Source organism: Halomonas sp. V046 (assembly GCF_052645355.1).
The window spans coordinates 243,987-262,746 of sequence record NZ_JBQXYF010000009.1 but is presented as its reverse complement, the minus strand read 5'-3'; the positions used below and the strand labels follow the sequence as shown (position 1 = coordinate 262,746).

The following is an 18,760-nucleotide window of genomic DNA, read 5'->3' as shown; positions in this document are numbered from 1 at the left end:
CTCTTACCGTGCGGTGATTGGCATCTGCTCTTACCGTGCGGTGATTGGCATCTGCTCTTACCGTGCGGTGATTGGCATCTGCTCTTACCGTGCGGTGATTGGCATCTGCTCTTACCGTGCGGTGATTGGCATCTGCTCTTACCGTGCGGTGATTAACATCGCCTCTTACTGTGCGGTGATTAACATCGCCTCTTACTGTGCGGTGATTAACATCGCCTCTTACTGTGCGGTGATTAACATCACCAAGGCCAACGCCGCGGACACCCACATGGCGGGTTTGATCTCGGATACCTTGCCGGTGGCGAGCTTGATCAACACGAAGCTCATGAAGCCGAAGGCGATGCCGAGGGTGATGGAGTAGGTCAGCGGCATCAGGATGATCGCCAGGAAGGCGGGGAAGGCTTCTTCGAAGCGGCTCCAGTCGATCTTGCTGATCGGCGCCATCATGAACAGCCCGACCAGTACCAGGGCCGGCGAGGTGGCGATGCCCGGCACCAGTGACAGCAGCGGTGACAGAAACAGAAACGGCAGGAACAGCAGCGCGATCACCACCGCGGTGAGGCCGGTGCGCCCGCCCTGGGCGACGCCTGCGCCGGATTCGATGAAGGTCTGGGCGGCGCTGGTACCGAGCGGAGCGGCGATCATCGAGGCGAAGGCGTCCACCGTCATCGAGCGCTTGAGGTTGCGCGGATTGCCGTTCTTGTCCTTGAGGTTGGCCGACTCCGACAGTGCCATGAAGCAGGACAGGGCATCGAAGAAGTTGGTGAACAGCATGACGAAGATGAACGGCAGGTAGGCGACCTTGAGGGCGCCGAGGATATCCACCTGCATCACCGCCGAGAAGTCCGGCCAGGCCGCCAGGCCGTTCCAGGCGACCATGACGTCGTCTCCCCAGAGGCGCCCCATCGGCGCCGCCAGCAGCGTGGTGATGGCGATGCCCAGAATCAGGGCGCCGTTGTAGCCGCGGATCACCAGCACGGCGGTGGCGATCAGGCCAATGAAGAAGGTCGCAAGACCGGCATCGAGAGTGCCGAGGCTCACCAGCGTGGCGGGACTGGCGACGATGAAGCCGGCGTTCTTCAGGCCGATGAAGGTGATGAACAGGCCGATGCCGCAGGTGATGGCATAGCGTAGCGAGGGCGGGATGGCCTCGATGATGGCTTCGCGCACGTTGAACAGAGCCAGCACCGCGAACATCACCCCGGACCAGAACACGCAGCCCAGTGCGACCTCCCAGGACAGGCCGGCGCCGAGCACCAGCGTATAGGTGAACAGCGCGTTCATGCCCATGCCCGGCGCCACGAGGATCGGGTTGCGGGCGTACAGGCCCATGGCCAGGCTGCTCAGGAAGCTGATGACCACGGTCGCAGATAGCGCGGCGGAGAACGGGATGCCGGCGTCGGACAGCACCGCCGGGTTGACCACGATGATGTACATCCCGGCGAGGAAGGTGGCGATGCCCGCGAGGACTTCGGTCTTCACCGAGGAGCCGCGCCGGCTGATATTGAAATAGCGGTCCAGGGCCGAGGGCGCCTCACTGGAAGCGCCGCGGGAGGACGGCTCGGAGGCCGTTGCCTGAGGGCCCGACGTTGTCGTCTGAGTCATGCCATGAGTCCTGTGCTTGTTGTGATTGTGTTGGCTGGACCGCTCACCGACGCGGTCCTCGCCATGGCGATGGAGCGGCAGCTCAGCGTAGAGCAGCAGCATTCGCCGATCTAAAAACTGACCTTTCGGTCAGAAAGTGACGAAGCACAGCGTAGACAAGAAATGGCAGAACAGGCAACAGTTTTGCTTCTTGTTGTATACGAAATTGCCATGTCGAAGGCCTGACCCAATGCACCAGCCGCGCCGTGATACCATGGCGCCGGGCGTGATAACGGCCACGGGTTCGCTCCTGGCGTCGCGCTCATGCGCGAGTGTTGTAACGTCTTTCCCTCCCTCCAGACTGCCGAGTCATCATGTCGTCACCTGTTGCCACGTCGTTGCCGATCGATGCCCACCTGTCGAGCATTCGCCGTGCGCTCGCCACCGACGTCCGCCTGCTGCTGGTGGCCGAACCCGGGGCGGGCAAGACCACACGGGTCCCCCTGGATCTGCTCGACGCCGAGTGGTGTCGTGGCCAGCGGCTGCTGTTGCTGGAGCCGCGCCGCGTGGCTGCGCGCCTGGCGGCGGGCTACATGGCACAGGCCTTGGGCGAAGAGGTGGGGCAGACGGTCGGCTACCGCATGCGCGGCGAGAGCCGTGTCAGCGGCAGCACCCGGCTCGAAGTGGTGACCCAGGGCGTGCTGTCGCGGATGTTGCAACATGACCCGATGCTCGAGGGCGTGGCTGGCGTGCTGTTCGATGAGTTTCATGAGCGCAGCCTCGAGGCGGATCTTGGCCTCGCGCTGGCGCTGGACGCGCAGCAAGGGCTGCGCGATGACCTGCGCCTGGTGGTGATGTCGGCGACCCTCGATGTCGCCGCGCTCAAGGGAGTCCTGGGTCAGGACGTCGCGGTCATCGACTGTGCGGGTCGCCAGTACCCTGTCACGACCCGCTATCGCCCGACGCCGAGTCGAATGGACGCCGCGGAGCACCAGGCCAGGACGGTGCTAGGTGCTCTCGATGAGGCCGGTGGTGATGGCCTGGTGATTCTCCCCGGGGTGCGCGAGATCGAGCGCCTTTTCAAGGAGCTCAAGGCCCGTCGCCCGGACCTCTGCGTACTGCCCCTGCATGGTCGTCTGCCACTGGAAGAACAGCGCCGGGCGCTGACGCCCCTCGCCGGTGGCAAGCGGCGCGTGGTCTTGTCCACCGCCATCGCCGAGTCCAGCGTGACCGTGGATGGTGTGCGCCTGGTCGTCGATGCCGGCTTCGAACGGGGGCCGGTGTTCGCGCCGCGCACCGGACTGACCCGGCTCGAGACGCGCCGCGTCAATCGTGCCAGCGCCGATCAGCGCCGCGGCCGCGCCGGGCGCCAGGGGCCGGGGCTGTGTGTGCGCCTATGGGCCGAAGAGCACCCCTTGGTGCCCCACGCCGAGCCGGAAATTCGTCAGGCCGACCTGTCGGGGCTGGCCTTCGAGCTTGCCCGCTGGGGGGTGAAATCCGCCGATCAACTGAGTTGGGTCACCCCGCCAGGGACCGCCGCCCTGGCGGCCGGGCGAGATCTCTTGCGCCGGCTAGGTCTGATCGATGAACGCTTTGGTCTCACCGAGCTTGGGCGAAGGGCCGTGCGTTGGCCGACCCATCCGCGGCTCGCCGCAATGCTCGAGCGCGCCGCGGGGAAGGGCGCCGGTGGCGGCCGAGGTGATGAAGCGCTGCTGGCGCTGGCCTGCGCCCTGGCGGCATTGCTCGAGGGCGGCGACAAGTCGCGTCGGCGTGATCTTGCCGCGATTCTGGCCGACTGCCTTGCCCCGACGGGGCCTGGCTCTTCGCCGAGCCCCCAGTGGCGGCGTGAGGCTAAACGCCTTGCCAGCCGCGGAAGCGTTCGCCTCGAGCAGGCCTCCGGCGCGGATCTCGCGGGCGGGCTTGGGCCCTTGCTGATCGGCGCCTACCCGGATCGGCTGGCGCAACAAGTGACCCCAGGCCGCTTTCGTCTGGTCGGCGGAGGGCTTGTCAGCGTGGCGGCGGACGACGTCCTGGCCCATGCCGATTTTTTGATTGCCGTGGAGGTGGACGGCGATCCCCGCGAGGCGAGGCTGTTTCGCGGCGTGCGGGTTTCCCGCGAGAATGTTGTCGAGGCCTTCCCCGAGTCGCTGCGGTGGCGGCAGCAACTGGCATGGTCCGAGCGTGAAGGCCGGTTGATCGGCGACCAGGTTCAGGGTGTCGGTGCGGTGGTGCTGGCGCGTCGGCCCCTGGCCGGCCCGCCGAGCCCGGATGCCCGTCGCGAGGCCTTGCTGGACGCACTGCGCCGGCGGGAACGGCTGCCCCTTGATGCGGCGGCCGAGACCCTGCGTCGGCGCGTACAGCTGCTGCGCGAGAACCCTCTGCACTCGGAGCCAACGCCACAATGGCCGGATTTGTCCGACGCCGTCCTGATGAGTGATCTGGACGAGTGGCTCGGTCCGACCCTGGAGGCGCTATCTCGCTTCGATCAGGTCGAGGCCTTGCCCTGGAGCGAGCTGTTGGCCAGACGCCTGCCATGGCCATTGGCCGCCAGGCTCGATGAGCTGGCACCGCCGCGCCTGCCATTGCCGAGCGGCGATAGCGCGGCCGTGCGGTATGACCTGGAGGGTCAAGCCGACAACGGCACCGGGCTGCCGGGGAGCGGCGCTGGCGGTAGCGATGACAAGGCCGGCGCGCGCGTGGTCCCGGTGCTGGCGGCGAAACTACAGGCCCTGTTTGGCTGTCGGCAGACACCGCGGATCGTCGCCGGCCGCGTCGCGGTGCGCCTGGAGCTGCTGTCGCCGGCGCGCCGGCCGCTGGCGGTGACCTCGGATCTGGACAGCTTCTGGCGTAATGCCTACCCCGAGGTGCGCAAGGAAATGCGCGGTCGCTATCCCAGGCATCCGTGGCCGGAGGACCCGTTCACCGCGGTGGCGACCATGCGCACCCAGCGTCGGCGTTGATGCCCGGGTGGTGATGCCTGGGTGGTGATGCCCGGATGGTGATGCCTGGGTCGTGATGCCTGGGTCGTGATGCCTGGGTGGTGATGCCCGGGTGGTGATGCCTGGGTGGTGATGCCCGGGTCGTGATGCCTGGGCGGCTTGGGTCCTGGTCGCCCGCGGCGGGATCGCCGTCGTCTTGACAGGCCCGCCGCCCGGCGCGACCATCGCCGCCTCTCCTGGCGGCTCGGCGGGTGTCCGGCTCGCCCAGTCCATCTTGTTTCACACAGATCCAGAGTCCGTCCATGTCCGCCGATCTTCTGCCCGCACTGCTTGAACAGATCAACGGTGACGCTCGCCGACACGCCGATTGGGGCCGGGTCGCGAGCTATATTCCCGAGCTTGCCTGCGTCGATCCCGCGCAGTTTGCGATCAGCGTGTGCTGCGTCGATGGTCGCGAGTACCACGCCGGGGATGTCGGCGTCGGTTTCTCGATTCAAAGCGTGTCGAAGGTGTTCACCCTGGCGCTGGCGCTTGGCCGTTTCGGTGATGGGCTGTGGGAGCGGGTCGGCAAGGAGCCGTCGGGCAGGGCGTTCAACTCCATCGTGCAGTTGGAGGTGGAAGACGGCATCCCGCGCAACCCGTTCATCAATGCCGGTGCGATTGTCACTACCGATGCGGTACTCGGCAGCAACGCACCACGCGATACCCTCGGGGAAATTCTGCTGTTTCTGCGAGAGGCCGCCGAGGATGGCGATATCCACATCAATGACAGCGTCGCTCGCTCGGAGTATGCCACCGGGGATCGTAATTTCGCCCTGGCCCACTTTCTGCGCTCTTGCGGCAACCTCCACAATAGCTGTGACAAGGTCCTCGGGACCTACTTCCACCATTGCGCCATCGAGATGACCACCGCCCAGCTGGCACGGGCCGCGAGATTTCTGTGTGGTGGCTTCGCCGGGCAACGCATGATCGGGATCGAGCGAGTGCGCTCGATCAATGCGCTGATGATGACCTGTGGTCACTACGACGGCTCCGGCGCCTTCGCCTACCGGGTCGGTTTCCCTGGCAAGAGCGGTGTCGGCGGCGGCATCATGGCGGTGGTACCCAATGTCGCGTCGATTGCGGTGTGGTCCCCGGGGCTCGATCGCTACGGCAACTCCCAGCAGGGCACCGCGGCCCTGGAGCGGCTGTCTCGGGACACCGGGTGGTCGGTGTTTTCCTGATGGCCCGCGGCGGCGTGTCCAGCGCCCGATAGGGCGGCTCGCCTCGATCTGTCACGTTTTTTCTCGCTCTTTCACGCTGAAGGCTCTCTCACGCTAAAGGCTCTCTCACGCTAAAGGCTATCTGATGTCCACCCCCGAGACGCGCTGCCCCTGCGGCAGTGGACTGGCGCTGCCACGGTGCTGCCAACCGCTTCACCAGGGCGCCTGCGCCACGACCCCCGAGGCCCTGATGCGATCCCGCTACAGCGCCTTTGCGCTGGGGCTGGACGATTATCTCAGGGAAACCTGGCATCCCGACAGCAGGCCGGCGGTGGTGTCCGACGACGGGACCGAGTGGAAGCGGCTTGAGGTGCTGGCGTCGTCGATGCAGGGCGACAGTGGCCGAGTGCACTTTCGTGCCACCTTCACCGAAGGCGCAGGGCGTCGCCAGCGCTGGGGCGTGCTCGAGGAGGATTCTCGCTTCACGCGAGAACAGGGACGTTGGCTCTATCTTGACGGCGCCCCCCGAGTCGAGCGTCTCAAGCCGGGCCGCAATGACTCTTGCCCCTGTGGCAGCCAGCGCAAGTTCAAGGCTTGCTGTGGGCGTTGAGTCATGCTCGCTGGTGCGTTAGCAGTGGTGTCGCTTCGGCGATACGTATGCCCTACGCCCTGTACCACATGCTCTCCCACCAGCACCTGGCTCACCTATCCTGCATCATTTCCCACACCGAAGGCATGTCCGGTTCTCGTCGGTCTGTTAGGTGGCTGCGCGTTGCGCCAACGACCAGCACGGTTTGACTGGTCCGGCGCCGCCTCGCGTGCCGCTTATGTCAGGATGGGTGTCGTTTGTGGCTTGGCGATCAAGTTGATGAGGTTGCTACGACGTTGGTCGACAGGTTGGGGGCGTGCCATTGTAAAGCTCCTGATATATTTGGCAAGTTGCTATTAACTCGTCATGAGTTCCCGTTGATGCAATTTTTCCGCGATGGAGAACCAGGATTTTGTCGGCATTGATAATAGTGGATAAACGATGAGCAATCATAATGGTGGTTATCCCTTTTGATACCATGTTGATGTTTTTTGAGACAGTCCTCTCGGTGTTCATGTCTAGGGAGGAAGTTGCCTCATCAAAGATCATGAGTCTTGGGTTTTTTAATACGGCCCGTGCAATGCCTATTCGTTGACGTTGTCCGCCTGATAATTTCATTCCTCGATCGCCAACGATTGTGTTGAGCCCGTCGTCAAGTGATCTGACAAAATGTTCAAGGTCGACGGACGCCAATGCATCCATCAGCAATGCGTCTGGCGATGCTTCGCCAAAATCAAGGTTGAATCTCAAGGTATCATTGAATAGCGTGATATCTTGGGATACGACTCCGATAGAGTTTCTCGCGGCGTCTCTGGAGACGTTTGAAAGGCTACAACCTCCTAGCAGTATGTCTCCCTTGGAGATATCGTAATGTCGCATAATCAGCTTGGCTATCGTGGATTTTCCTGCGCCGGATGCACCAACAATGGCATACGTCATTCCCTCGGGTACGGTAAAAGAAATGTCATCAAGGATGTTGTTCTTGTTGGTATAGGCGAAGTCGACATTTTCGAATGTTATGGAGCAGGCATCAAGCTTTATATGATCTCTTTCGTAACCATCTCTGTCGGTTTCCATTGGGATCGACAAGATGTTGTCCAGTTGCTCTATGTCGACAGCGCTTTCCTTGATTTGTCGATAAGCGAAAGCTAATCTTCTTAGCGGCATAATGAGCTGTATCGTCAACACGTTTATCATGACGAATGCGCCAAGAGTTATAGATCCACTCTCGAGCAAGTTAAGAGATATTAGCATTATAGGGGTTAGTGCTCCACCGATGGCCAAAACCTGCATCGAACCGATGAAAGCGGACCATCGAAAGAACTTGGTGCAATGCTCTTCAAAAATTGACATGTGTGTAAAATACTTTTCTTTTAACTTTTTTTCCATGTTGAATGACTTTACGGTCTCTTCAGAGGCGAGTATCTCTCCCAGCACTTGGTGTGTTTTGTTGTTTTCTTCTGTAAAGGCTCTTTGCCATGGCCTTATTTTCTCCGATCCGCCGATAGCTATAGCGACGAGCAAGACGATCGAGGTTAATAGAATGGCAAATACGGATCCTGGGAAAAGGAAGAATACGATGGTGGCGACTAGCAGGAACTCCAGCGTTACCGGAATTATTGTCTCTAATGCTACTGAAACTATTTCATGGGTGCCATATCGTGCTTTCGATATTATTTCGGGTAATGTATGCTTTTCCTTTCCCAGGAAAAAAGAGCTTGGTAATCTTATTATATGGTCGAAGGCCCGGTCAGCAAGATGTCGTTGCGCAGAAAGAGTAAAGTCGGTGAATACGGACTTCCAAAGTTCGTCAATAACTTTTGCAACGACAAAGCATGTGCCATATATTAGGATTATGCTTCTGGTTGGTAGGTCATGCAGTCGTTGGGCGGAGCCAGCGATGCTATCGATAATCTCCATGTACAGGAGTGGTTGGGCAACGGTTAGAAGGGAACTAAGGGTTGATAGCAATGCAAGTAATGAAAGAAATAGCTTTAGCCGCTTGGGGCAGTTTGATAAGTTTAGGGCTCTAATGAAGCGACTAATGTCATCGTAAAAGCTTTTCATACGGCATCTCTATGTTTTGGGTGCCCTGGTTACCCGGTCTCGTGCGATGGATAACTCGCTTGTGAGATAACTCTGGTTGGTTCTTGCAGCGAAGCCCGGTGTGAGCGAGTGGGGCTTTTGGTGGGCAGTCCCGGGGGACTTGGCCGCGGGGGGCTTCAGATGGACAGGCTCGGCGCGTGCCAGGTGGTTCGTGATTGGCTTGGCCAACAACGTTGCCGTTTCGCTCCTCTGCGTTGGACCCATCATCGGCCAGTACCTTGACGATGGACGGCGATGTCGGGCGGATGTAACTGGGAGGCTGGGGGTAGCACAAAGGCGAGGCAGAACAGCTCGCACAATGAAGGCGCTTCGCCTCAGCCAAGAACTCGACTGGTGGCGTGGCTTGCCGATGATCAGGGTGTACCGGCGAGACTCACTCACTTGGACTCATTCACCTTTCGTCATCACCAAGAGACCAAGGGTACGAGCGTCACGCATTGTGGGATATCCCATATCTCTTACACGCGTTGATCGGCGTAAGACATTACCGCGCTCCCTGCTGGTGTGGTGTCATGCCTGGTTGAGGTGTTGATCCCGGGGGGGATGCATCGAGGTGGCCTTGTATTGGCCCGTCTCAGCGAACCGGGCCAGATGGCCTGTCGCGAGAGCGAAGGGGCGCCGATGCAGGCGCGACGGGTGCCGTCAGGCGACAGGTCCAAAGCGACAGGCAACGAAGGCGGCCGTGGAGCCGATGTTGGCAGCCGCGATCGCTCCCCGATGCCGACATGCGGCATCGACTACCAGGAAAAGGCCGCCCGATAGGGCGGCCAGTGGTTTGCGCATGGCGCAGACGGTGTCGCTTGGCAGAGGGCGTCAGGCTCAGTCCTGCAGCATCGGCAGGTCGAGGCCGTTTTCACGCGCGCACTGCTTGGCGATGTCGTAGCCGGCGTCGGCATGGCGCATGACGCCGCTGGCCGGGTCGTTGCGCAGCACGCGGCCGAGGCGGGTGTGGGCGTCGTCGCTACCGTCGGCGACGATGACCACACCGGCGTGCTGGGAAAAGCCCATGCCCACGCCACCACCGTGGTGCAGCGAGACCCAGGTCGCGCCGCCGGCGGTATTGGCCAGGGCATTGAGCAGCGGCCAGTCGGAGACGGCGTCGGAGCCGTCCAGCATCGCCTCGGTCTCGCGGTTGGGACTTGCCACCGAGCCGGAGTCCAGGTGGTCGCGGCCGATCACGATGGGTGCCTTGAGCTCTCCGCTCTTGACCATCTCGTTGAAGGCCTGGCCGAGACGCACGCGATCCTTCAGCCCCACCCAGCAGATACGCGCCGGCAGACCCTGGAAGCTGATGCGCTCGCGGGCCATGTCGAGCCAGTTGTGCAGGTGCTTGTCGTCGGGCAGCAGTTCCTTGACCTTGGCGTCGGTCTTGTAGATGTCTTCAGGATCGCCGGATAGCGCCACCCAGCGGAACGGGCCGATACCCTGGCAGAACAGCGGACGGATGTAGGCGGGCACGAAGCCGGGGAAGTCGAAGGCATTCGCGACGCCTTCTTCCTGGGCCATCTGACGGATGTTGTTGCCGTAGTCGAAGGTCGGTGCGCCCATCTTCTGGAAGTCGAGCATGGCCTGAACGTGGACCGCCATGGACTGCTTGGCGGCCTTGACCACGACGTCTGGTTCGGTCTGGGCGCGGGCGACGTATTCGTCCCAGGTCCAGCCCGCCGGCAGGTAGCCGTGCAGCGGGTCGTGGGCACTGGTCTGATCGGTCACCATGTCCGGCTGGACGCCGCGCCTGACCAGTTCCGGCAGCACCTCGGCGGCGTTGGCACAGAGCGCGATGGAAATCGCCTTGCCTTCCTGGGTGTACTTGTCGATGCGCGCCAGGGCGTCGTCGAGATCGCTCGCCTGCTCGTCGACATAGCGAGTACGCAGACGGAAGTCGATGCTGGACTGCTGGCATTCGATGTTCAGCGAGCAGGCGCCGGCCAGGGTCGCCGCCAGCGGCTGAGCCCCCCCCATGCCACCCAGGCCTGCCGTCAGCACCCAGCGACCGGTGAGGTTGCCGGCGAAGTGCTGGCGACCGGCTTCGACGAAGGTTTCGTAGGTGCCCTGGACGATGCCCTGGGAGCCGATGTAGATCCAGGACCCGGCGGTCATCTGGCCGTACATCATCAGGCCTTTCTTATCCAGTTCGTTGAAGTGCTCCCAGTTGGCCCAGGCCGGCACCAGGTTGGAGTTGGCGATCAACACACGCGGTGCATCCTTGTGCGTCGGGATCACCGCGACCGGCTTGCCGGACTGCACCAGCAGGGTTTCGGTGTCCTCGAGACGCTTGAGCACCTCGACGATCTTGTCGAAGCATTCCCAGTTGCGCGCGGCGCGGCCGATGCCGCCGTACACCACCAGCTCTTCCGGACGCTCGGCGACGTCGGGGTGAAGGTTGTTCATCAGCATGCGTAGGGCGGCTTCGGTCAGCCAGCTTTTGCACGACAGGTCGGTGCCGGTGTCGGCCGCGATACGGCGAGTCGGATCGTGACGGTCGGTCTTGGGCGGAGTGATCGGGTTCATGGCTATCTCGTGATGGTGGTGGGTGCAGAAGGCGTGGCGACTAGTGGCCGCGGGTCAGTTGATGGACCAGCCGGGCGGCGAGTCGGGCCGTCCGCTGGTCGATGTCATATGCCGGATTGACCTCGGCGATATCGATGAGCCGAACCTTGCCGCTTTGCCGCAGGCAGTCGAGGATCGGCTCGAAGTGGGGCAGGATCACGCCGCGGGAAGCCGGGGCGCTGACCCCGGGAGCGTCGCTGGCCGGGAAGACGTCCATGTCGATACTCAGATAGAGGTGGTCACAGCTGGCGACCAGGCGCTGAACGTCACGCGTGATGGTGGCGATGCGGCTGTCGCGGAACTCGCGGTCCTGGTGGACCAGCACCCTGAGACGCCTGGCGGTGTCGAACAGGGCCTTGGTGTTGGCGGCCTCGCTGACGCCGAGGCAGGCGTAGCGAAAAGGCCAGCGCAACCTGGCGCAGTCGTTGGCGATCTGGGCAAAAGGGGTGCCGGACGAGGTCGTGACGGCCGGGTCGCGCAGATCGAAGTGGGCGTCGAGGTTGATGATGCCCACCACGGGACGCCGTTCACGGCCCCTCAGGTGCTGTGACAGGCCGAGCCAGCTGGCATAGGCGACTTCGTGGCCACCGCCGAGCACGACAGGCAACTGACCGGCGTCGAGTAGAGGCGCGATGCGGTCGCCGAGCTCGGCTTGGGCCTGCTCCAGGTTGTCGCCCTGACAGGAGACGTCACCACCATCGAAGGCCGGGCCGCTGCGATGCCAGGCCATGGGGGCCAGGGCACGGCGAATGGCCTGGGGGGCATCGGCGGCACCGACGCGCCCCTGGTTGCGTGCCACCCCGGCATCGCTGGCGAAGCCGAGCAGCACCACGCCGGGCTCTGCATCGTGATGATAGGGCGCGATGCGCTGGTGCCAGCGCTCGCTGTCGGGTTCGGGGTCCTCGCGGCCCTGCCAGATCCCCATGTCGGGGGGCGTGAAGGCCGTGGAAGCCTGCTTGGCCGGCCCTTGGTCGGGTGTGCACCGATCATCCATGGGTGAGCACTCCCTCCAGCAGACGGTGGCGCAGGCGCCCCGGCTGCACGGCGTAGGCCAGTTCCGCCGGGCTTTCGACGTTCCAGACGCAGAGATCGGCGGTGGCACCTGGGGTCAGGTGCCCGAGGCGCGACTCGCCCAGCGCCTGGGCGGCATGGCGGGTCATGCCCGCCAGAGCCTCCTGGGGGGTGAGCCGGAACAGCGTGCAGGCGAGATTGAGCATCAGGGTCGGAAAGAAGATCGGCGATGTGCCCGGGTTGGCGTCCGAGGACACCGCCATCGGAACGCCGGCGGCGCGTAGCGCCGCGATCGGCGGACATCGGGTTTCACGCAGGGTGTGGAAGGCACCAGGTAGCAGCACGGCCACGCAGCCGGCGGCGGCCATGGCGTCGATGCCTGCGTCGTCGAGGTACTCGATATGGTCTGCGGAGAGCCCCGCGTACTGGGCGGTCAGGCGGGAGGCTCCCATCAGCGATAGCTGTTCGGCGTGGGCCTTGACCGGCAAGCCGTGGGCCTTCGCCGCCTCGAACACGCGTCGGCACTGATCAAGGTCGAAGGCGATGTTCTCGCAGAATACATCGACCGCATCGGCCAGGCCTTCGCGGCTGGCCCGGGGCAGGATCTCCTGGCATACCAGGTCGATGTAGCCATCGGGATCGCCCTTGAACTCCGGGGGCACGGCGTGGGCAGCCAGCAGGGTGGTGGTGACGCGAACCGGCAACTCGTTGCCGAGCCGGCGGGCGATGCGCAGCATGCGCAGCTCATGCTCGACGCTCAAGCCGTAGCCGGACTTGATCTCCACGGTGGTGACGCCGTCGTCGATCATCGCCATCAAGCGCTTGGCGGCGGCGTCATACAGCGTCTCGTCGCTGGCATCACGGGTGGCCTTGACGGTGCCCAGAATGCCGCCGCCTTGACGCGCGATCTCTGCGTAGCTGACGCCTTCCAGGCGGCTCTCGAATTCGCCGGCGCGCTGGCCGCCGAACACCAGGTGCGTGTGGCAGTCGATCAGCCCTGGTGTCATGACCCCGCCGCTTCCCATGTCGATGGTTCCGGCGCAGGGCTCGGCGGAGAGCTCGCAAGAAGGCGCGATCGTTTCGATGCACGGGCCCTGGGTAATGACGGTCATGGGCTCGGGGAGCGTCGACAGGCCGTCGAAGACGCTGACGTCTCGCCATAGACGGCGAGTGGTATCGGTCGTGGGCATGCGGCTCTCCGTTGCGGTATATTGTATATACAAATATACGCTACGAACGTAGACGTCAAGTTATGTCCGGGTATGCCTCTTGCTTGTGGTCCAATACGCGTGCGTCGATATCTGGTTGATAAAAAGCGATAATCTCAGAAAAATCATCGATGGTTCGTGGTCGATGATCGCTGTCTTAGACCATGGTCTAGTGCCTGGCAGTTCTCGTGAATGCCGAAGTCCTCTATCGTGTATGTATATACAAAAAGGACCCAGGTCCGTTCTTCATGAGGTTCATGCCATGGCCAATCCCCCCGCGACTCAGGCGCCGATCCGGCGCGTGTCACTTGCGACCGTCCTGCGGCTCTTTGTTCCGAGTCTGCTCGGCATCTTCATCTTCTTCATTCCCGTGACTTACAACGCACGTTCGACGATCCCGCTGGACCACATGGTCGGTGTGGTGCGAGAGGCCTTGGGGGATTACACCGGGCTCTATGCCATGGCCCTGATCGTGGCGGGAGCGCTATATCCCTTGATCACCGGGCATTGGCGGCGCAGCGTCACCGACACGCTGTTCACGGTGCTCAAGCTGTTTGGTGTCGTCGCCGGCGTCATGGCGCTTACCGGCATGGGCCCGGCGCTGCTGCAGGAACCGGACATGCTGCCGTTTCTGTTCGACAAGCTGGTGGTGACTGTGGGGCTGATCGTGCCGATCGGCGCGATCTTTCTGGCCTTGCTGATCAGCTATGGCTTGCTGGAGCTCATCGGTGTCCTGGTTCAGCCGATCATGCGCCCCATCTGGCGTACGCCGGGGCGCAGCGCGATCGATGCCGTGGCGTCGTTTGTCGGCAGCTACTCGATCGGCCTGTTGATCACCAACCGCGCCTATTGCGCGGGGCAATATTCGGCCCGGGAGGCGGCGATCATCGCGACCGGCTTCTCGACGGTGTCGGCGCCGTTCATGGTCATCGTGGCCAAGTCGCTGGATCTGATGACGGTGTGGAACCAATACTTCTGGCTGACCCTGGTGGTGACCTTCGTCGTCACCGGGGTGACGGCGCGGATGTGGCCGCTGACCGGCATGGATGCCACGCTCACCGATGGCGAACCCGATGTCGTCCCGGGCCAGCGTCTGGCGTTGGCGTGGAAGACCGGGGTGGCGGTCGCCGCAGACGCGCCGAGCCTGGTGCAGAGCGTGCGCCAGACCCTGCGCGAGGGGGTGCTGATGGCGATGAGTATTCTGCCCTCGATCATGTCCGTGGGGCTCGTCGGGCTGCTGCTGGCCAAGTACACCCCGGTATTCGACTGGCTTGGCTGGCTGTTCTATCCGATCGTCGCGCTGTTCGGCATCGAACATGCCCAGGAGCTGGCCCAGGCAAGCGCGGCGGGGCTGGCCGAGATGTTCCTGCCGGCCCTGCTGCTCGGAGGCGATGCCGGTATCGACTTCGTGGCGCGCTTTGCGGCAGGCGTGGTGTCCGTTTCCGGGGTGCTGTTCTTCTCGGCGTCGATTCCTTGCATCCTGGCGACCAGCATTCCGATTTCACTGTGGCGAATCGTAGTGGTGTGGTTCGTGCGGGTCGCGTTGAGCCTGCTGATGGCGATCCCGCTGGGCATGCTGCTGCAGTAGGGCGGCGGCGCACGATAACGAAACGGCCGGGCTCACTTGCCCGGCCGTTTGCGTGTTGTCTGGTCGCTTGCGGCCGCCGTCAGGCCACGCCCTCGGCGCGCCAGGCAGAGCGCAGCTTGTAGCGATCGCCGGGGTGAATCAGTCGGGCGTAGCTGATCAGCAGTTCGTGGGACCAGGTCCGGCGCGAGAGGCAAAGGCAAGGGGATGAGCCGGGAATCTCCAGGGCACGGGCCGTCTGCTCATCGACCAGCTGGGCCTCGACCACATGCTCGATGTCGGTGATCGGCCAGGCCTGGATCAGGACCTGGTGGGGGGTCTGGTGATGGAAGTCGGTGTCGAGATAGTCCGGCATATGGCGTGGGTTGACGTAGCGGTCCTCGAGCTGGATCGGAATGTCGTTTTCCAGGTGCACGATGCGGGTGTGAAATACCGGTGATCCTCGCCGCAGCCCCAGGTGCACGGCGATATCCTCGCTGGCATCGACGGCCTCGCTCAATTCGATGCGGTTGCCGTAGGTGTGGCCTCTGCTGCGGACCTCCTCGGCGATATTGTGGACTTCGACCAGCGACGATTCTGCCTTGCGCTCGGTGACGAAGGTGCCGGCGCCCGGCTGACGCGTGAGGTACCCTTGCTGAACCAGGTCGCGAATGGCCTTGTTGGCGGTCATGCGGCTGACATTGAAGTCGTCGGCCAGCTGTTCTTCCGCGGGGATGCGGTGCTCGACCGGCCACTCGCCGCCTTGGATCTTGGCGAGGATGTGTTGCTGGATTTCCAGATAGCGAGGCGGAGTGCGAGCCATGTGACGTCCTGTTCCTGATAGCGCTAATGTTCAGCGTGGATAGCGAATAGTGTAACCTCGGCGGTCACTTTGAACACCTGTGAGTCCCGTTGTTGTACGCGTCTGTGCGCTGGGCTCGTTCTCGCTCAGGTGCCAACCCACGGAGGAAATAGCATGGCCCATGATGTCGACGATGGGCGCCGTTACAGCCCGGCTGCGGCGCGTAACCGCGATCCGATCCGTGAGGTGCTGGCAACGTACTTGCCGGACAGGGCGAACGTCCTCGAGCTCGCCAGCGGCACCGGTGAGCACGCGATCCATATGGCCGGTGCCTATCCCGACTGGCGCTGGCAGCCGAGCGATCTATCGAGCGAGGCGCTGGTCTCCATCGAGGCCTGGCGAGCACATGCCGGGCTCGCCAATGTCCTGCCTGCCGAGCGTCGCGATGTGCTCAGTCCCTGGGATGACGTGGAGGCCCCGCTCGATGCGATGGTCGCCATCAACCTGATCCACATCTCGCCCTGGGCGGTGACCGAGGCGTTGATGGCCAAGGCCGGGGTGCACCTGGCGCCTGGCGGCGTCGTGTTTCTCTACGGGCCGTATCGGCGCGGTGGGGAACATACCGCAGACAGCAACGCCGCCTTCGATCAAGACCTGAAGCGCCGCGATCCGCGCTGGGGCGTGCGTGACCTGGAGGCGGTCGAGGCCGAGGCAAGGACGCATGGCCTGGCATTGGTCTGCGTCGAGCCGTTGCCTGCCAATAACCTTGCGGTGGTGTTTCGGCGTGATTGATGGCGGGCGTCGCCGATGCCGGCGAGGGCGACAACGCAAGGCCCGGTGATGGTCCGGGCCTTGCGCTTACGGCGAGTGGGTGACGCGCGTCACTCGGCCTGCGCCAGCCAGCGGTGATAGTCCTCGAGGCCCTGGCGAATATCGGTGTACTTCGGCTCGAACCCGAGATCTTGCCGTGCCCGGGTGATGTCCAGCGGGCTGCCCCTGACAACAAACGGCCCCGGCCCCAGGCGCATGCCGCTGTCGTGGCCGAGAATATCGCTGACGGTATCGATGATGGTCTGATGGGCCACCGGCACACCGCAGGAAATATTGTAGTGGCGATGCGGCACGCTGTCGGCGTCGAACAGCTCAATGATGCCCTGGGCGGTGTCTTCGACGTGGGTCCAGTCGGTGGTCTGGTCGCGGCCGTTGTCTGGGCGCACGTCGCGTAGTCCTTCCAGCGGGCCGAACATGGCCTGGTAGACCGCATGCATGTGGGAAGGGCGCTTGCCGGGGCCGTAGACGAAGAACAGTCGAGCCTGACGGATATCCATGCCGAAGGTGGCGCTGTACTGGTCGCCGTAGAGCTCGCCTGAGATCTTGGTGGCGCCATACAGGTCGGTTGCCTTGTAGGGCATCGCCTCGTGCTGGGGGCCTTCGGCATCCCCGTAGACGGCCCCCGAGCTCATGTTGACGACCTTGTCGATACCCAGCAGGCGGCAGGTCTCGTAGACGTTCAGGGTGCCCATGGCGTTGATCGAGAGATGCTTGAAGGGCCGCGTCTGGAAGGTCGGGCCGGCGATCACCGAAACGCCGTGGATCACGCCTTCGAGTTCGTCGCGGTAGCGCAGAAAGGTCTCGAATAGCGTATGGGTGTCGAGCACGTCGACCGCCTCGAAGTGGATCTTGTCGCGCACCTCCATCAGGTAGTCGAGGCCCATGCGCTCGACGTGGGGCGTGGCCATGTCGCAGATGATGACCTTCTTGCCCTGACGGGCGAGCAGGGTGGCGACCCAGGAACCGACGTGGCCCAGGCCACCGGTGATCAGAACGGCCATGAAGAAATCTCCTTGATAAGCAATTGGCGCGTGACCGGGGCAAGGCACAGACGGTGTGTCCGCCGTGCCCGGCGCAGGCGTCAGGTCAACAACAGGTTGGGCAGGAACATCACGATGGACGGGAACAGCGTGATGATGATCAGCACGATCACGAGCGGGATGTAGAACGGCAGCGTGGCTCGCACCAGCGCCGTGAACGGCAGGTTAGTGATCTTCTGGATGGCGAACAGGACGGTACCGACCGGTGGCGTGATCAGCCCGATCATCAGGTTGAAGATCATCAGTACGCCGAAGTGCACCGGGTCGATGCCGTACTGGACGACCACCGGCACCAGCAGCGGCGTCAGCAAGAACAGGGCCGGCACCGAGTCGATGAACAGGCCGATCAGCAGAATGAACAGGCTCAGCAGCAGCAGCAGGATCATCGGGTCGCTGATCGTCGCCAGCAGGAAGTCCGCGACCAGGGCGGTCACCTGGTAGCGTGCCAGGATCCAGCTGTACAGGGCGCTGCCGGCGATGATCAGCAACAGCACCGAGGTGTCGATGGCGGTATCGCGCAGGATGTTGAAGAACTCCCGCAATGTGATCGAGCGATAGACGCAAAACGAGATGATCATGCAGTACAGCAGCGCCACGACCGACGCTTCGGTAGGCGTGAACAGCCCCGACAGGATGCCGACCAGGATGATTACCGGCGTCAGCATCGGCAGCACGCCTCGGGACAGCGCCTTGAGAAACTCGCTGAACGTCGCCCTGGCGCGGGTGGGGTAGCCACGGCGGTGGGAAATCACCGCCACCATCACCATCAGGCCCAGGCCCATGAACAGCCCCGGCAGAATGGAGCCGAGGAAGATGGCGGCGATGGAGGCGTTGGCCAGCGCTCCGTAGATGACCGCGGGGATGCTCGGCGGAATGATCGGGCCGATGGTGGCCGAGCTTGCCGTGACCGCGGCGCTGAAGTCGGTGGGAAAGCCGTCGTCTTCCATGGCCTTGATTTCGACTGCGCCAAGGCCACCGGCGTCGGCCACGGCGGAGCCGGACATGCCGGCGAAGATCATGCTGGCGAGCACGTTGACGTGGCCGAGCCCACCCTTCAGGTGACCGACGGCGCAGCGAGCGACGTCGAAGACGCGGTCCGAGATGCCGGCGGCGTTCATCAGCCTGCCGATCAACAGAAACGCCGGAATCGCCAGCAGGGTGAAGCTATTGACGCCGTAGAGGGTGCGCTGGGCGATCATTTCTAGTGGCACGTCGGCGAAGCCGCGGGTGTAGGCCAGCACGATGGCCGATGAGGCGATCATGGCGAAGGCCACCGGGACGCCCAGCATCAGTAGCACGATCAGGCCGATGAACATGATGGCGAAGATTTCCAT

13 protein-coding genes are annotated in these 18,760 nt (G+C 63.2%); 5 read left to right on the top strand and 8 right to left on the bottom strand.

The annotated features are described in order from the left end of the window. Nucleotides 1-219 precede the first annotated feature (219 nt). Complete coding sequence (locus tag ACUN9Y_RS14380; RefSeq protein WP_445461401.1) at nt 220-1,605, bottom strand: NCS2 family permease; 1,386 nt, start codon at nt 1,603-1,605, stop codon at nt 220-222. Nucleotides 1,606-1,958: 353 nt separating this feature from the next. Here ACUN9Y_RS14380 and hrpB point away from each other — a divergent pair, with 353 nt between their 5' ends. The 3 genes from hrpB to ACUN9Y_RS14365 all read left to right on the top strand — a co-directional run bounded on the left by hrpB (nt 1,959) and on the right by ACUN9Y_RS14365 (nt 6,335). Further along, nucleotides 1,959-4,544, top strand: a complete 2,586-nt coding sequence (hrpB, locus tag ACUN9Y_RS14375; protein ID WP_445461400.1) for an ATP-dependent helicase HrpB — start codon at nt 1,959-1,961, stop codon at nt 4,542-4,544. Nucleotides 4,545-4,825: 281 nt separating this feature from the next. Next, nucleotides 4,826-5,746 carry a glutaminase gene (locus ACUN9Y_RS14370; protein ID WP_445461399.1) on the top strand — a complete coding sequence of 307 codons (921 nt, stop codon included), beginning with the start codon at nt 4,826-4,828 and terminating at the stop codon, nt 5,744-5,746. A gap of 124 nt (nt 5,747-5,870) precedes the next feature. Beyond that, nucleotides 5,871-6,335: a YchJ family protein gene (locus tag ACUN9Y_RS14365; RefSeq protein ID WP_445461398.1), complete on the top strand. Its 465-nt coding sequence runs from the start codon at nt 5,871-5,873 to the stop codon at nt 6,333-6,335. Between the two features lie 267 nt (nt 6,336-6,602). On the opposite strand, the gene ACUN9Y_RS14360 is transcribed toward ACUN9Y_RS14365, so the two are convergent. The 4 genes from ACUN9Y_RS14360 to hutI all read right to left on the bottom strand — a co-directional run bounded on the left by ACUN9Y_RS14360 (nt 6,603) and on the right by hutI (nt 13,171). After that, nucleotides 6,603-8,381: an ATP-binding cassette domain-containing protein gene (locus tag ACUN9Y_RS14360; RefSeq protein WP_445461397.1), complete on the bottom strand. Its 1,779-nt coding sequence runs from the start codon at nt 8,379-8,381 to the stop codon at nt 6,603-6,605. A gap of 858 nt (nt 8,382-9,239) precedes the next feature. After that, nucleotides 9,240-10,931 (bottom strand): urocanate hydratase, encoded by a 1,692-nt coding sequence (gene hutU, locus ACUN9Y_RS14355; protein WP_445461396.1) that lies wholly within the window; start codon nt 10,929-10,931, stop codon nt 9,240-9,242. 40 nt (nt 10,932-10,971) lie between these two features. After that, nucleotides 10,972-11,964, bottom strand: a complete 993-nt coding sequence (hutG, locus tag ACUN9Y_RS14350; protein WP_445461395.1) for a formimidoylglutamase — start codon at nt 11,962-11,964, stop codon at nt 10,972-10,974. Then, the gene (hutI, locus tag ACUN9Y_RS14345) at nt 11,957-13,171 is read right to left on the bottom strand and encodes an imidazolonepropionase (RefSeq protein ID WP_445461394.1); all 1,215 of its coding nucleotides are present in this window, start codon (nt 13,169-13,171) and stop codon (nt 11,957-11,959) included. The genes hutG and hutI overlap by 8 nt, the downstream gene beginning before the upstream one ends. Nucleotides 13,172-13,451: 280 nt before the next feature. Between hutI and ACUN9Y_RS14340 the strand changes: the two genes are divergently transcribed. Then, nucleotides 13,452-14,777, top strand: a complete 1,326-nt coding sequence (locus ACUN9Y_RS14340; RefSeq protein WP_445461393.1) for a YjiH family protein — start codon at nt 13,452-13,454, stop codon at nt 14,775-14,777. A 79-nt stretch (nt 14,778-14,856) separates the two neighbouring features. Here ACUN9Y_RS14340 and hutC read toward each other — a convergent pair whose 3' ends face one another. After that, nucleotides 14,857-15,576 (bottom strand): histidine utilization repressor, encoded by a 720-nt coding sequence (gene hutC, locus ACUN9Y_RS14335; RefSeq protein WP_445461392.1) that lies wholly within the window; start codon nt 15,574-15,576, stop codon nt 14,857-14,859. 153 nt (nt 15,577-15,729) lie between these two features. On the opposite strand from hutC, the gene ACUN9Y_RS14330 reads away from it, so the two are divergent. After that, a complete protein-coding gene (locus ACUN9Y_RS14330; protein WP_445461391.1) occupies nt 15,730-16,347 on the top strand; it encodes a DUF938 domain-containing protein in 618 nt (205 codons plus the stop codon). An 89-nt stretch (nt 16,348-16,436) separates the two neighbouring features. Here the strand turns inward: ACUN9Y_RS14330 and ACUN9Y_RS14325 are convergent, their stop codons facing one another. Continuing rightward, nucleotides 16,437-17,387, bottom strand: coding sequence for an NAD-dependent epimerase/dehydratase family protein (locus ACUN9Y_RS14325; RefSeq protein WP_445461390.1), 951 nt, complete (start codon nt 17,385-17,387; stop codon nt 16,437-16,439). Nucleotides 17,388-17,467: 80 nt separating this feature from the next. Continuing rightward, a complete protein-coding gene (locus ACUN9Y_RS14320; protein WP_445461389.1) occupies nt 17,468-18,760 on the bottom strand; it encodes a TRAP transporter large permease in 1,293 nt (430 codons plus the stop codon).

What these genes read in the sequence shown, in the direction of transcription:
- ACUN9Y_RS14330 (WP_445461391.1), top strand. Translation starts at nt 15,730, where the DNA reads ATGGCCCATGATGTCGACGATGGGCGCCGTTACAGCCCGGCTGCGGCG.
- hrpB (WP_445461400.1), top strand. Translation starts at nt 1,959, where the DNA reads ATGTCGTCACCTGTTGCCACGTCGTTGCCGATCGATGCCCACCTGTCG.
- ACUN9Y_RS14340 (WP_445461393.1), top strand. Translation starts at nt 13,452, where the DNA reads ATGGCCAATCCCCCCGCGACTCAGGCGCCGATCCGGCGCGTGTCACTT.
- ACUN9Y_RS14365 (WP_445461398.1), top strand. Translation starts at nt 5,871, where the DNA reads ATGTCCACCCCCGAGACGCGCTGCCCCTGCGGCAGTGGACTGGCGCTG.
- hutU (WP_445461396.1), bottom strand. Translation starts at nt 10,931, where the DNA reads ATGAACCCGATCACTCCGCCCAAGACCGACCGTCACGATCCGACTCGC.
- ACUN9Y_RS14360 (WP_445461397.1), bottom strand. Translation starts at nt 8,381, where the DNA reads ATGAAAAGCTTTTACGATGACATTAGTCGCTTCATTAGAGCCCTAAAC.
- hutC (WP_445461392.1), bottom strand. Translation starts at nt 15,576, where the DNA reads ATGGCTCGCACTCCGCCTCGCTATCTGGAAATCCAGCAACACATCCTC.
- ACUN9Y_RS14325 (WP_445461390.1), bottom strand. Translation starts at nt 17,387, where the DNA reads ATGGCCGTTCTGATCACCGGTGGCCTGGGCCACGTCGGTTCCTGGGTC.
- ACUN9Y_RS14380 (WP_445461401.1), bottom strand. Translation starts at nt 1,605, where the DNA reads ATGACTCAGACGACAACGTCGGGCCCTCAGGCAACGGCCTCCGAGCCG.
- hutI (WP_445461394.1), bottom strand. Translation starts at nt 13,171, where the DNA reads ATGCCCACGACCGATACCACTCGCCGTCTATGGCGAGACGTCAGCGTC.
- ACUN9Y_RS14320 (WP_445461389.1), bottom strand. Translation starts at nt 18,760, where the DNA reads ATGGAAATCTTCGCCATCATGTTCATCGGCCTGATCGTGCTACTGATG.
- ACUN9Y_RS14370 (WP_445461399.1), top strand. Translation starts at nt 4,826, where the DNA reads ATGTCCGCCGATCTTCTGCCCGCACTGCTTGAACAGATCAACGGTGAC.
- hutG (WP_445461395.1), bottom strand. Translation starts at nt 11,964, where the DNA reads ATGGATGATCGGTGCACACCCGACCAAGGGCCGGCCAAGCAGGCTTCC.